Genomic DNA, 13,809 nt, shown 5'->3' with positions numbered 1-13,809 from the left:
TCTGAAAGTAATAATATATCTTATCCTAAATTTGAAATCATTTTTTCATTTTCAAAAGATTGGATTACACTATTCGTTTGTTCTTCAAATTTCTCATGTAACATCTTCAATGCTACTTCTGTTCTATATATTTCCTGGCGGATAAAATGCAGTTCTTTTTTATCACACGTATCTTTTTCATTCATTTCAATTTGTTGATACTTCTCTAGATGTGCTTGTAACTTTAACAACTCATCCATCGTTTCTAATTGCTCCCCTACCAACTTATCAAAATCGTTCATCACTTACCCCCTTTTGGACTTATTCATCAGTTATTATTCCTAATTACATAATTCTAATTGTTAACTGCCTTCTCCTTTGACTACATTTGTTGACTTATTAGAAGTTATGTCGTTCACTTTCTTTTCATTACAACGATCCACGCACAAAGAAAACACTCCTCACGAATTAGAGAAGTGTTTTTCTTTCATTACTGATTTGAGCTAGAAGATTGTGATTGTTTTGCAGCTGACTTAGCATTTTGTTTTTTCACAGCATGCACGTCTGTTTCAGTTGCAAATTCTGTACCATAACTAGCGTTTGCACTTTGTGCACCAGAAGCTTGTGCTTTCTTTGCTTCTGATTGTGCGTTTGCTTGTTTTACTGCTTGCACATCTGTTTCAGTTGAAAACTCTGTACCATAACTAGCATTTGTACTTTGAATGCTAGCACCAGAAGTTGCCTTGTTATAACCTTGTTGTTTTTTACTCATCTTTCTCACCTCCACAATCAATAATGTAACCAATTCACTTAGAAGCTATCCGTAATTTTCTTTTGAATAATTTCCGCATATATCTTTTGTTACTTATTCAAACTATAAGAAATGGAGGTGGGAATATGTATATAGGACGCGATATGACTGAACTAACGATGGTTTCAAAAAATGAGTGGAAAGAAGATGAATTAGCTTATTTTCATCATTCATTACAACAAATTTTGCCTTATTTAAACGCCGAAGGGCAAAGTATTTACAAAGAAATTGTAGTAGAAATCGAATCAAGAGGCGGCTTACAAGAAGGCGAAGCTAGTTGGACTCATGGGACAAAAATTTCTTACGATTAAAAAAGTGTTCCCTAGATTGGGAACACTTTTTTTATTTATTGCATTGTAATTTTCTCCACGCAATTTTCGTAAATAGTACGATGTGATTTCGAGAAAGGCAATTGCTCGAATGCTTCTTTCGATACAAATTTTAATGTATCTGTATCAACAATATTACCGGTTACTTTTCCGTAAAATACAAATATATCCCAAGTACGATGTGTAAACGTATGTTGTACATTCATTGCGTACTCATCAATAGAAACCGCGAGCTCAAATTTCTCTTTCATATAATCTATAAGCTGCTCTTTCTGATTTCGAATCCCTTCGCCAAGTTCAATATTCGGAAATTCCCACATGTTAGCTAATAATCCGGTACTTGGACGTTTATTAATGACGTAACGACCATCTTCCGTTTGAAGTACTCCTGCAACAAGGGGTACCATCGTCGGAGCTTTCGCTTTACTTTTTACTGGTAACTCCTTTTGAACACCTTCAGCATATCCCCTGCAATGTTCACGTACAGGACAAAGTAAGCATGCTGGATTTTTCGGAATACAAATTAGTGCACCTAATTCCATCAAACCTTGATTAAAATAAGATGGATTTTCAGTCGAAATAATTTCACGCACAATCTCTTCAAAAACTTTTCGAGTCTTTGGTTTTGCAATATCATCCCATACTGATAAAATGCGAGATAATACACGCATAACATTTCCATCAACTGCCGGCTCTGGTATACCATATGCGATACTTAAAATAGCACCTTTTGTATATGGTCCAACTCCTTTTAACTTTTCAATTTTCTTTACATCACTTGGTACAACCCCGCCGTATACTTCTTTTACCTCTTTTACTGCCGCATGTAAATTACGTGCTCTAGAATAATATCCTAAACCTTCCCATGCTTTTAATACTTCTTCATCATCTGCGTTCGCTAACGCTTCAAGTGTAGGAAACTTCCCCATAAAATTTGCGTAATATGGTTTTACAGCTTCTACTCTTGTTTGCTGTAACATAATTTCAGAAACCCAAACGCGGTATGGATCTTTATTCTTTCTCCATGGCAAGTCGCGCTGTTCTTCTTCAAACCAACCAATTAAATCATTTTGAAACTGCTCTATATTAAAATTGTTTAGTATTTCAAGTGTCAAACTTGATCCCCCTCATTTTTTTGCATATAAGTACTATTATAAAGATTTTAGGAAAAAATTTAAGTAAGATGACATAGGAAATAGAAGGCAAAGGACTTGAGGTATCGAATAAAAAGAGTTACATTAATAAAAAAACGGAGGTGGATTTCTATGGACACAGCCACTCACCTTGTTATGGGTATCACTTTAGGTAGCTTAGCAACATTAGATCCAGCCATAGCACAAAGTGATATTGGCCCTCAAGCTGTTATGCTTGCTACAATTGCTGGTTCCAACATTCCTGACATTGACACAGTTTTAAAATTGCGTAATAACGCTAAATATATAAGAAATCATCGTGGGATTACTCATTCCATTCCCGCGGTAATTCTTTGGTCATTCCTTATAAGTGGCATCTCTTTCGCCTTCTTTTCAGAAGCTCCATATCTTCATTTACTACTTTGGTCATTTATTGCCGTCTTTCTTCACGTCTTTGTAGATATTTTCAACGCCTATGGTACACAAGCATTACGACCTTTCACAAAAAAATGGGTCGCACTTGGCATAATTAATACATTCGATACCGTAATTTTCTTTATCCATATACTTGCAATTGCTTGCATGCTCGTCGGTTCTCATAAAGGATATACAGCCTTAGCAGCATATATATTAATGATTATTTACTATATCGGACGGATTATGATGCATAGAAATATAAGAAGCGTTGTACACAAACGTTTCAACAATGTCGAGAAGATTATCATTTCTCCTTCTTACCGATTTTATCATTATCATTTAGCAGTCGTTACGGCTGATTATTACTACGTTGCGAGATGGCATCGTGGTAACATCATGATATATGATAAGTTCGATCGGGTACCGTTCCCAGACAATGATATTATGCGAGCAGCTAAACAAGATGAAAACATCTCAGCCTTCTTATCTTTCTCTCCTGTATATCGCTGGGATATTTTTGATCATGATCATTATTACGAAGTACGATTCATTGATTTACGATACCGAAGTAAAGATTATTATCCATTTGTTGCGATCGTTCAGCTCGACCACAATTTAAATATTATTAGCTCCTATACAGGATGGATTTTTAGTGAAGAAAAACTTCGAAAAAAACTAGAATTACTTCCACATTAAAAAAAGCGACTTAAGTCGCTTTTTTTAATGTTTCAAATGATCTTCTTGATTAATTAAATGGCTGTACTTCGGATTATTTGTACGCATTTCATGAAGGCGTATACCATGATTATTAATCCATGATCGTACCACTTGTTCCGTCATTTCATCGCCTTGATAACGACCTGATTTGGCATAAGTTGTTTGAAAATCTTCCCATAGTAACTCAACCCACGCACGAGCTTGTGCGTAAGAAAGCTTGTCATTCTTGTCTAATAATTCTTTCGTTAATATTTCATAAATATCATTCATATTATAATCTCCTTTTACCTATTTATCCCTTCATTTCTAAAGGATAGTTTCTTCAATTTTGCACATTCTATAATTGATACTTCTTAAAGAAGAGGTATCAACCGATAATGAGGAGGGCGTTCGCAATGGGTAAACAAGCCGAATTTTGGTCTGAGTCAAAAAATAACAGCAAAATCGACGGTCAACCGAAAGCGAAATCACGCTTCGCTTCGAAACGACCTAACGGCACAATTAACACGCACCCACAAGAACGTATGCGTGCTGCAAATCAGCAGGAAGAGTAGTACAAATTAAATTAACTTCCTACACGAGGTGATAAAGATGAGCTACCGTGATCGCTTAGATAGTCGTTCTGAATTATTTAACCATACGTGGACTCGTCCAAAACATGCGAAAGCGCAAGTTAACGGACAGACGCAACAAACCCAGTCTCTCATTATATTGGCAAATGAATGTAAAAAACGCCAATTTTAGAATCTCCTATCTCCTTTAACGCCTACCAAAGATGAAAACCAGAGAGATATGTGCTCTCTGGTTTTTATTTTTCTTGCAATAAGGAAATTGGTATGCCAATCTCTTCATTATCATTTTGCTTATATCCCCAAGCAAATACCCCATTGAAATACGTAATTTTAAATAATACACCAGGTTCTTCTACTAATTCATATGTTTCACCAATACGGAATTTGTTTATATCCGTCATATAAGCACGAGCCATTGCCATTTTTCTCATTAATACATCAAATTCATTGACAATCCCAAGCTGCTCAGCTTTTACTGCTTGCTCCTTCAAAGCGCCAATTTCTTCCCTTAGCTCATGCGGTGTCATTTCACTGTAGCGTTTTGGCATATTCATCTTATTCTCCTCATTCCTCTTCGCGTTTCATTTGCAAAAATATCTCGATTTCATCAATAGAGAATCCTTTTCGATATAACGCTTGTTTCATCTTGTTTTCAAATGTCCAACCATCATGCTTCTTATATTTCTCATAATATTTATTCCCATGATAGTGTAACGCTTCTTGTTGCTTTTCGTCATCTTTTTCGTCTTTCAATTCTTCCAAACAAATCTGAATTACTTCTCTAGAATATCCTTTTCGAACAAGCATCTCATCTAACTTTAGTTTCATTTGTAAAAAAGAATGCTTTTGATAAGATTTTTTCTTCTTTTCTATGAGAAACGAAGCATTCTCAATTTGCTTTTCCTTTGGATATTCTTGTAAACTATGTGTAATAATTAAATCCTGAACACCTTTATTTAATAGCTCTCTTTTAATAACAGTTGGACCTTTTCGATTCACATTACTTTGCGTTCGCGTATATAAAACAGCATACTCTTTATCATTAATATATCGGTCATGTAATAATTTCGAAACGACTTCAGAGATGATGGCCTGTCCCACTTCTTTTTTTCGTAAAAAATCTTCTATTTCTTGTTTTGTTCTCATTTGATAGGATAAATAGGAGATTGCTTGTAAATATGCTTTTTGTACTTCTTCATTGTACAAAATATTTCCTAACTCGATTTCATCAATTTCTAATCCTTTTTGTAATCCATGTTTTATTAAGATTACTTGATCCACACTAAATCCGTACTCTTCGCCTTGACCTTTATCAATATAAATATTAAATCGTTCTTTCGATCGTTTTTGTACTTCGATTTTTGTAATGACAGCCATACTCTCACCTCTCTATTATTTTAACATAGTCGAGGAACATTTTTTCTTTTCAAGAATATATATAATGAGGAGGAAATACTTGTGAAAATCGCAATTTCTGGTGGTACAGGCTTTATCGGCAAATACCTTTCTACTTTTTTTATTCAAAAAGGATATACTGTTTACATTCTCACACGAAAAAAAACTACTGAAACTTCCGACCCTAACCTTCAGTATGTTCAATGGACACCGGATTTACAAACCTTCCCCCTCTCTTCTATTGATGTAGTTATTAATCTAGCCGGAGAGTCTATTAATAGTAGATGGACAAAGCAACAAAAGAAAGCCATTTTAAACAGTAGAATTCAAACAACAAAAGGACTCATTAAACAATTGCAAACACTCCATACAAAACCACACACATTTATTAACGCAAGTGCTATTGGATACTATGGAACGTCTGAAATAGAATCTTTTACAGAACAGCATAAGACTCCTGGAAATGACTTTTTAGCAAATACAGTATATTCATGGGAACAAGAAGCATCTAAAGCAAGTTCTCTCGGAATACGAACAATCTACACAAGATTTGGAGTTGTATTAGGTGCAAATGGAGGAGCTCTTCCAAAAATGCTACTTCCCTATCAATTCTATATCGGCGGCACCATTGGTTCTGGGAAGCAATGGTTATCATGGATTCATATAGACGATATCGTTCGTATGATGGATTTCATCATACACAAAAAAGAAATTGATGGTCCTCTTAATATGACAGCACCAACACCTATAAGAATGAAGGAATTTGGAGAAACCATTGCAACTATAATGAAAAAACCTCATTGGTTGCCTGTACCTTCATTTATCATTCAAACTTTATTAGGTGAAATGAGCATACTTGTACTAGAAGGGCAACGTGTATTACCCATTAAAGCAATTGAACATGGATACCAATACACATTTCCGGCAATAGACCATGCATTACAAAATATACTTTCGCATACAATGTAGTACTTCTAAAACACAATTTTACATGGGCTCTTTCAAAACTTTCATTTTCTAGAATCCGAAGCATCACTATACAAATAACCTTTCAGTTACTTTCCCTTAACTTCCATTAGCATTATAAAGTAACAGAAATGAGGTACCTATGAAAATATTGCTCAAACAAGCCATTGTATACCCTATTACATCTCAAAAATTTCAAGGCGATGTACTCGTTACAGGAGAGCGAATTACCGAGGTCAAACCTTTTATTCAACCTACTCAGGATATGACCGTTATAGATGCACGAGCACTCCATCTCTTACCTGGCTTTATTGATGTCCATACTCACCTTGGTCTCTATGATGAGGGTACTGGTTGGGCTGGAAATGATGCCAATGAAACATCTGAAGTTTCAACACCACATATTCGTTCTTTAGATGGGATCCACCCTTTCGATATTGCCTTTCAAGACGCTGTACAAAACGGAATTACAACCGTTCACGTTATGCCTGGCAGTCAAAATATTATCGGGGGTACGACTTGTGTAATAAAAACAGCTGGAACTTGTATTGATCATATGATTATTCAAGAACCTGCTGGTTTAAAGATTGCCTTTGGAGAAAATCCTAAAAAAGTCCATAGTAATGGAACAAAAGAATCCATTACACGTATGGGGATTATGGGGTTACTTCGGGAATCATTCTATGAAGCGCAACACTACGGGCACGAAGCTGATTTTCGAATGCTTCCTATTTTAAAAGCATTACGTCGTGAAATACCCGTACGTATCCACGCCCATCGAGCAGATGATATTAGTTCTGCGCTACGCTTTGCAACGGAATTCAACCTTGATCTACGTATTGAACATTGTACAGAAGGACACTTTCTTGTTGAAGAGCTTTCGAAACACAATTTGAAGGTTTCAGTTGGTCCCACTCTGACACGTCGTTCTAAAATCGAACTAAAAAACAAGACATGGGATACTTACCATATATTATCTAAAAATGGTGTGGAAGTTTCTATAACAACAGATCATCCTTATACACCCATTCAATATTTAAATATTTGTGCCGCTGTCGCAGTAAGAGAAGGGTTAGACGAGAAAACAGCACTAGAAGGAATCACCATATTTCCAGCGCGAAATTTGCGTTTAGAGGATAGAATTGGAAGCATCGAGGTTGGAAAAGACGCCGATCTCGTGTTATGGACTCATCATCCTTTCCATTATTTAGCCAAGCCTGTACTAACTATGATTGATGGAAAAATAATTTACAAAAAAAATAAAAAAAACTAGTTTATTTTTTTGACTAGATAAAGTATTATACGATTATAAACTGAATGAAACCATAATCAATTTGTGTCGTGATTATCATTTTCAAATTGATGAATGGGGAAGGCAAATGGTGCGCCACCAGCGTTAGAAACTGGTTCTAGTGGGTTCGATTCCCACCCCGAAATTTTTTAAAGATTGATATAAAAATTTCGAGGGTGGGGTGTTTTTTCGTCATGCTACCCTCGTGTGAGGAGGAGTTAGTATGTTGAAAAAACGCGACTTACACGACAGCCACGTTCTATACGAGTTAATGGTGGATCCAGCTGTCTTCCCTTTTGTGCGTCAAAAGGCTTATTCTTATGAAGAATATTTATTCTTAACGAAACAAACGATTGAAGCTGAAGAGCGTGGTGAATTAATTTCACGCACAATTTTAGATGAATGGGGTAACCCTATCGGAACAATTACTTTATTTGATGTGCAAGAAAAAGCTGGATTTCTCGGGACATGGCTTGGCAAACCATATCATGGAAAAGGCTATAATAAATTGGCAAAAGATTCATTTTTTAGTGAACTTTTCTATGAATTAGATATTGAAACAATTTTCATGCGTATTCGTAAAATAAATATTCGTTCTATTAAAGCTGCAGAAAAACTGCAATATGTGAATCTAGCAAACGAAACAAGAAAAGCCGTATATGATGAAATTAACGCAAACGAAGAAGTGTATAACTTATATGAAATTCCAAAAGATCAATACACACTTGCTACAATGCGAGATACAACCTTCCAAGATGCTCATCAATTAAAAGAAGCGTAATCTAAATTTTCTGAAATAATAATCAATAGTTAACATTTTCCATATGCGTATATCCCCTCATGTCTTTGGAAACGATAAATAGTAACTTTAAGACACGAGGTGATTTGTAATGGATAAAAAGAAACGTGATAAAGCAAAAAACACATTATCTAGTACACAAGAAGTTCTCTATCAACGCGAATTTCAAAAAGCAGATCGTGCAGCAGGATATCGCTCGAAAAGCATTTAAAGTGAAAATGAATAATTAGAAGTTTCCCCCCTAATTATTCATTTTCATTACACAATTTTCTCGACTGATAGAAGTAAGCAAAAAGGACCCTTATACATAAGGGTCTTTTTTGCTGTGGACAACTTTATCCACAAAATCAATGAAATTGTTAGTAATTTTCAAAAACATTTAATATTTTTCTATATTAAAGCATATATCAGCTGTTTTAATTGTGGATATTTTTCTAAAAATTGTGGACAATGTGGATATAGTTGTTAATATTCCGACTTTACTGTTTAATGAAAGCGTAATCCTTTTGTGGATAACTGGCTAAATTTTCTTTGAAAATAATAAAGAACCCTCTTTACATATACAAAGAGGGTTTCATATTAAGTAAAAGATTGTGCAAGAGCAGGTGATTTAATAGGTATATGGCGCGGTTCTGCATGATTTTCTGCCAAAATTGCATCTACAATATGACCAGCTGGCTCTGGAAGATAGATGCTTTTCATTGCTTCTTTCATTTGAAGAAGCTTCACATCATCTTGTAATAATGCCTCTGTTTTAGCAAAAACCTCACTATCATCGCGAATGACAACTGCTGCTCCCTTTCTTTCAAAGTACATCGCATTTTCATTTTCTTGTCCTGGAACAGGCTTATATAAAATGACAGGTACTTGCAACGCTGCTGCTTCACTTAATGTTATTCCGCCTGGCTTCGTAATCATACAAGAAGTAACACGGAATAATTCATCAATATTTTCAACATACCCAAACACTTTTAATGCATCGGAATTTTGCTTCTGTAAACTTAATAAATCCTGTTTTAAAGCTTCATTTTTTCCACAAACGACAACTACTTGTAAATTAGGCACTGACATAAATGATTGGCATAGTTCTTTTACATTTCCTAATACTCCATGAGCACCTGCTACAATTAGTAAAATCTTTTTGTTCTCACATAACTGATATTTATTATATATGATTTCTGGATTTACCTTTAACTCAAAACTACTCCGAATTGGAATTCCTGTTTCAACAATTTGTTCCGCAGGTACACCGATATCAACCATCAATTCTTTCACGTGATCCGTTGCAACAAAATAACGATCTACTTCTCGATGAATCCATATTTTGTGCACGCAAAAATCCGTTAATACGTTATAGACAGGAATTGAAATACCTGTTTGTTTCTTCAATTCTGGTACAGCGATAATTGGAAATGTATTAATTACAATATCTGGTTTCTCCACCTGTAACAGTGTTTTCAAACGTTTTCTTCCAAAGTTCGCATACCAAGATGCTATTTTCTTATCATAAATTTTTTCTACCCCGTAATAAAACAAACGATATAATTCTTTTCCTATTGTATAACTTTTTAAATATAGATATTTTGTAATGTCAGTTATAAATGGATGTGATTCTCCAAACAAGTCGCATACAATAACATCTTCAATTCCTTTTTGGCGAAATGTTTGTTCTAATGTTTTTGCTACTTGCACATGACCATTACCGTAATGTGCAGTTAATATTAAAACCTTGGGGTTTTTTATCAAACAAATCCACTCCTAGCTTTTTGTTTCTCCATATTGCATATACGACAATAGGAAAAACATTTTCCTTAAAAATTACATAAACAGATTCTAATAATTCCCTTTCAGCTATGTACCTGTCGTGGATATGCAAAGCATATAAGATTGACCCCTTAATCCTATCTGTGCTCATATCTTTACATTATACTTTCCTATAAGAGCTTTCGCAATAACTTACAAATGTTCTCTATTCCATGATACTCACTCTTTTACTTCTTAATTCTTTTTACTATTTTGATTTCCCTTTACAATTATGTAAATTTCTCCACTTATTCCTTACAAAATTATGGATATTCTACTTTCAGTATACTCTTTTATCAATATATACTCTAGATTTTATTGTAAAGAAAGCAAAAAGCCTAATCCAATATTTGGATTAGACCGCTTGTAAAATATGTTTAGCATGTTCTACATTTTTCTCAGTAGGTGGTTCTACATTTGCGAGTGGGTACTTGTGTCCAAGCGCCTCCCATTTATATACACCAAGCTTATGATATGGTAACACTTCAACTTTTTGAACATTAGACAGGCTTTGAATAAAGCTAGATAGTTTTTGTAGATCCTCTTCATTATCCGTAACACCAGGGACTAATACGTGTCGTACCCAAATCGGTTTATTCTTATCCGATAAATAACGAGCAAATTGTAAAATATGTTCATTTGGTTTCCCTGTTAATTTACGATGCTTTTTGGAATCGATATGTTTCAGATCCAATAAAACTAAATCTGTATAATCCATTAAAATATCTAGCTTATTTTGGAATTCTGGTTCTTCAGAATAACAACCACCAGAAGAGTCAATTGTTGTATGGATACCAGCCTCTTTACACTTTTTAAACAACTCAATTAAAAAGTCTAGCTGTAATAATGGCTCTCCACCGCTAACTGTTATACCGCCTCCGGAAGCTTCAATAAATGGAAGGTAACATGTCACATCCTGCATCACTTCTTCAACTGTTATTTCTTTACCTTTACCGATTTCCCACGTATCAGCATTATGACAATATTGACAACGTAATAAACACCCTTGTGTAAATATGACATAACGAATCCCTGGGCCATCAACAGTACCACAAGACTCTACAGAATGTATTCTTCCTTTTACCATGTTACTTCCTCCTTTATTGAAACAGCCTCCCTTCGCTATATATTAAGAACGAAGGGACACTTTTTTTCATTTACATGCTTTCATGCATTGTACGGTTAATTACATCAATTTGTTGTTCACGAGTTAATTTAATAAAGTTTACAGCATAACCAGATACACGAATTGTTAATTGTGGATACTTCTCAGGATGTTCCATTGCATCCATTAATGTTTCACGGTTAAATACGTTAATATTTAAGTGGTGACCTTCTTTTACTGCATAGCCATCAAGCATTGATACTAAGTTACGTACTTGTACATCATCTTCTTTACCAAGTGCTTTCGGAATAATAGAGAATGTATTAGAAATACCATCTTGTGCATCTTTATATGGTAATTTAGCCACAGATAATAATGAAGCTAATGCACCTTTTGTATCACGTCCATGCATTGGGTTCGCACCTGGTGCAAATGGTTCTCCAGTACGGCGGCCATCTGGAGTATTACCAGTTTTCTTACCATATACAACGTTAGATGTGATTGTTAAGATTGACATTGTATGAACAGAATTTCTGTATGTTTTATGTTTACGAAGTTTATTCATAAATGTTTTTACAAGATTTACAGCAATCTCATCTACACGATCATCATTGTTACCGTATTTAGGGAAATCTCCTTCAATCTCGAAGTCAACTGCAATACCATTTTCATCACGAATTGGTTTTACTTTTGCGTATTTAATTGCACTTAATGAATCTGCCACTACAGATAGACCCGCGATACCTGTTGCCATTGTACGAAGAACATTTGTATCATGAAGTGCCATTTCAATACGTTCGTAGCTATATTTATCATGCATGTAATGAATAACATTTAATGTGTTTAAATACAGGCCTGCTAACCATTCCATTGTCATATCAAACTTATGCATAACTTCTTCATAATCTAATACTTCAGAAGTAATCGGTGCGTACTCAGGACCAACTTGTGCTTTAGATTTTTCATCTTTACCACCGTTAATCGCATATAGTAATGCTTTTGCTAAGTTTGCACGTGCGCCGAAGAATTGCATTTGTTTACCAATTCTCATTGCAGATACACAGCAAGCAATTCCGTAGTCATCGCCGTAATCAGCACGCATAATGTCATCATTTTCATATTGAATTGCTGATGTTTTAATAGACATTTTTGCACAGTAGTTTTTAAAGTTTTGTGGTAATTGTTTAGACCAAAGAACTGTTAAGTTTGGTTCTGGAGCTGGTCCTAAATTATCTAATGTATGCAAGAAACGGAATGAGTTCTTTGTTACTAATGAACGACCATCTAATGCCATACCACCGATAGACTCAGTTACCCAAGTTGGGTCACCAGAGAATAATTCATTATAATCAGGAGTTCTTGCAAATTTCACAAGACGTAATTTCATAATGAAGTGATCCACAATTTCTTGTACTTCTTCTTCTGTTAAAGTACCATTTGCTAAATCTCTTTCAATATAAATATCTAAGAATGTAGAAGTACGTCCAAGACTCATTGCAGCTCCGTTTTGCTCTTTAATTGCTGCAAGATATGCGAAGTATAACCATTGGAATGCTTCTTGCGTATTTGTTGCTGGCTTAGAAATATCAAAACCATGAGCAGCAGCCATTTGTTTTAACTCTTGAAGTGCACGCATTTGCTCAGATAACTCTTCGCGTAAACGCATTGTCTCTTCGCTCATTACACCGCCAGTTAAATTTAAATCAGCTTTTTTCGCTTCAATTAAATGATCTACCCCATATAATGCTACACGACGGTAGTCACCGATAATACGTCCACGTCCGTATGCATCTGGAAGACCAGTAATAACACCTGATTTACGAGCAGCTCTCATTTCTGATGTATAAGCATCGAATACACCTTGGTTATGAGTCTTTCTCCAATCTCTAAAAATACGACTAAGTTCTTTATCCATTTCGTATCCGTAAGATTCACAAGCTTGTTCCGCCATACGAATACCACCATATGGTTGTAAAGAACGTTTAAATGGTTTATCAGTTTGGAAACCGACTACTTTTTCAATATCTTTATTTAAATATCCTGGTTCATGTGATGTAATAGAAGAAACGATTTTTGTATCCATATCAAGAACGCCACCGTTTTCACGTTCTTTTGTTGTTAAATCCATTACTTGATCCCAAAGTTGTTTCGTTGCTTCAGTTGCTCCCGCTAAGAAAGATTCATCTCCTTCGTAAACGTTTACATTATTTAAAATGAAATCGCGAACATCAATCTCAGCTTTCCATTTTTCACCTTTAAAGTTTTCCCATGCGTTTTTAACATTTTCTAATACTTGAGTCATCCTAATCTCCTCCATTTTTGATTAGTACAGGACTAAGATTTTTTATATAACAGCTTACACACTTAGAATACTACTTTTTTGCGAAAGTGAACGAAACAGTTGTGACATGTTTGTGAAATGTTGAGCAAACTACTATATGTATAGTGTTAACTTCACTTAAAAGTCTTTATAATTAACCCTTTCCTTAATT

17 protein-coding genes are annotated in these 13,809 nt (G+C 34.9%); 8 read left to right on the top strand and 9 right to left on the bottom strand.

What is annotated here, in order from left to right:
- Positions 1-20: 20 nt before the first annotated feature.
- Positions 21-281 carry a YgaB family protein gene (locus tag BAQ53_RS02335; protein WP_000997576.1) on the bottom strand — a complete coding sequence of 87 codons (261 nt, stop codon included), beginning with the start codon at positions 279-281 and terminating at the stop codon, positions 21-23.
- Positions 282-469: 188 nt separating this feature from the next.
- Complete coding sequence (locus tag BAQ53_RS02330; protein WP_000039044.1) at positions 470-751, bottom strand: gamma-type small acid-soluble spore protein; 282 nt, start codon at positions 749-751, stop codon at positions 470-472.
- Positions 752-876: 125 nt separating this feature from the next.
- On the opposite strand from BAQ53_RS02330, the gene BAQ53_RS02325 reads away from it, so the two are divergent.
- Positions 877-1,101, top strand: a complete 225-nt coding sequence (locus tag BAQ53_RS02325) for a hypothetical protein (RefSeq protein ID WP_000275447.1) — start codon at positions 877-879, stop codon at positions 1,099-1,101.
- Positions 1,102-1,136: 35 nt separating this feature from the next.
- On the opposite strand, the gene mutY is transcribed toward BAQ53_RS02325, so the two are convergent.
- Positions 1,137-2,234 carry an A/G-specific adenine glycosylase gene (gene mutY / locus BAQ53_RS02320; RefSeq protein ID WP_000171392.1) on the bottom strand — a complete coding sequence of 366 codons (1,098 nt, stop codon included), beginning with the start codon at positions 2,232-2,234 and terminating at the stop codon, positions 1,137-1,139.
- 150 nt (positions 2,235-2,384) lie between these two features.
- On the opposite strand from mutY, the gene BAQ53_RS02315 reads away from it, so the two are divergent.
- Positions 2,385-3,365, top strand: coding sequence for a metal-dependent hydrolase (locus BAQ53_RS02315; protein ID WP_000379107.1), 981 nt, complete (start codon positions 2,385-2,387; stop codon positions 3,363-3,365).
- Positions 3,366-3,389: 24 nt separating this feature from the next.
- Here BAQ53_RS02315 and BAQ53_RS02310 read toward each other — a convergent pair whose 3' ends face one another.
- On the bottom strand, positions 3,390-3,656 hold the full coding sequence (locus BAQ53_RS02310; protein ID WP_000998165.1) for a YfhJ family protein: 267 nt from the start codon (positions 3,654-3,656) through the stop codon (positions 3,390-3,392).
- A gap of 125 nt (positions 3,657-3,781) precedes the next feature.
- On the opposite strand from BAQ53_RS02310, the gene BAQ53_RS02305 reads away from it, so the two are divergent.
- Together BAQ53_RS02305 and BAQ53_RS02300 are read left to right on the top strand one after the other, a co-directional pair.
- Positions 3,782-3,940, top strand: coding sequence for a small, acid-soluble spore protein K (locus tag BAQ53_RS02305; RefSeq protein ID WP_000517891.1), 159 nt, complete (start codon positions 3,782-3,784; stop codon positions 3,938-3,940).
- Positions 3,941-3,977: 37 nt separating this feature from the next.
- Positions 3,978-4,130, top strand: a complete 153-nt coding sequence (locus tag BAQ53_RS02300) for a YpzG family protein (protein WP_000122093.1) — start codon at positions 3,978-3,980, stop codon at positions 4,128-4,130.
- 64 nt (positions 4,131-4,194) lie between these two features.
- On the opposite strand, the gene BAQ53_RS02295 is transcribed toward BAQ53_RS02300, so the two are convergent.
- Together BAQ53_RS02295 and recX are read right to left on the bottom strand one after the other, a co-directional pair.
- On the bottom strand, positions 4,195-4,512 hold the full coding sequence (locus tag BAQ53_RS02295) for a YfhH family protein (protein ID WP_001057024.1): 318 nt from the start codon (positions 4,510-4,512) through the stop codon (positions 4,195-4,197).
- Positions 4,513-4,522: 10 nt separating this feature from the next.
- Positions 4,523-5,335, bottom strand: coding sequence for a recombination regulator RecX (gene recX, locus BAQ53_RS02290; protein WP_000268503.1), 813 nt, complete (start codon positions 5,333-5,335; stop codon positions 4,523-4,525).
- Between the two features lie 81 nt (positions 5,336-5,416).
- Here recX and BAQ53_RS02285 point away from each other — a divergent pair, with 81 nt between their 5' ends.
- The 4 genes from BAQ53_RS02285 (at position 5,417) to BAQ53_RS02270 (ending at position 8,620) form a co-directional block, all read left to right on the top strand.
- Positions 5,417-6,322, top strand: a complete 906-nt coding sequence (locus BAQ53_RS02285; protein WP_208906456.1) for a TIGR01777 family oxidoreductase — start codon at positions 5,417-5,419, stop codon at positions 6,320-6,322.
- Between the two features lie 139 nt (positions 6,323-6,461).
- Positions 6,462-7,592: an amidohydrolase gene (locus tag BAQ53_RS02280; protein WP_000698317.1), complete on the top strand. Its 1,131-nt coding sequence runs from the start codon at positions 6,462-6,464 to the stop codon at positions 7,590-7,592.
- Between the two features lie 241 nt (positions 7,593-7,833).
- Positions 7,834-8,391, top strand: coding sequence for a GNAT family N-acetyltransferase (locus tag BAQ53_RS02275; protein ID WP_000914737.1), 558 nt, complete (start codon positions 7,834-7,836; stop codon positions 8,389-8,391).
- Between the two features lie 109 nt (positions 8,392-8,500).
- Entirely contained in the window at positions 8,501-8,620 is a 120-nt protein-coding gene (locus BAQ53_RS02270; RefSeq protein WP_000358482.1) for a YfhE family protein, read from the top strand.
- A 368-nt stretch (positions 8,621-8,988) separates the two neighbouring features.
- Here BAQ53_RS02270 and BAQ53_RS02265 read toward each other — a convergent pair whose 3' ends face one another.
- The 3 genes from BAQ53_RS02265 to pflB all read right to left on the bottom strand — a co-directional run bounded on the left by BAQ53_RS02265 (position 8,989) and on the right by pflB (position 13,619).
- Positions 8,989-10,155 carry a diglucosyl diacylglycerol synthase gene (locus BAQ53_RS02265; RefSeq protein WP_000594687.1) on the bottom strand — a complete coding sequence of 389 codons (1,167 nt, stop codon included), beginning with the start codon at positions 10,153-10,155 and terminating at the stop codon, positions 8,989-8,991.
- 412 nt (positions 10,156-10,567) lie between these two features.
- Positions 10,568-11,299, bottom strand: a complete 732-nt coding sequence (pflA, locus tag BAQ53_RS02260; RefSeq protein WP_000238466.1) for a pyruvate formate-lyase-activating protein — start codon at positions 11,297-11,299, stop codon at positions 10,568-10,570.
- 70 nt (positions 11,300-11,369) lie between these two features.
- Complete coding sequence (gene pflB / locus BAQ53_RS02255) at positions 11,370-13,619, bottom strand: formate C-acetyltransferase (RefSeq protein WP_000195482.1); 2,250 nt, start codon at positions 13,617-13,619, stop codon at positions 11,370-11,372.
- Positions 13,620-13,809: the final 190 nt, after the last annotated feature.

The sequence above is a fragment of the Bacillus sp. B25(2016b) genome (genome assembly GCF_001679765.1).
Lineage (GTDB): Bacteria > Bacillota > Bacilli > Bacillales > Bacillaceae_G > Bacillus_A > Bacillus_A thuringiensis_K.
The sequence above is the reverse complement of the archived record's forward strand: the minus strand, read 5'-3'. Positions and strand labels throughout refer to the sequence as shown.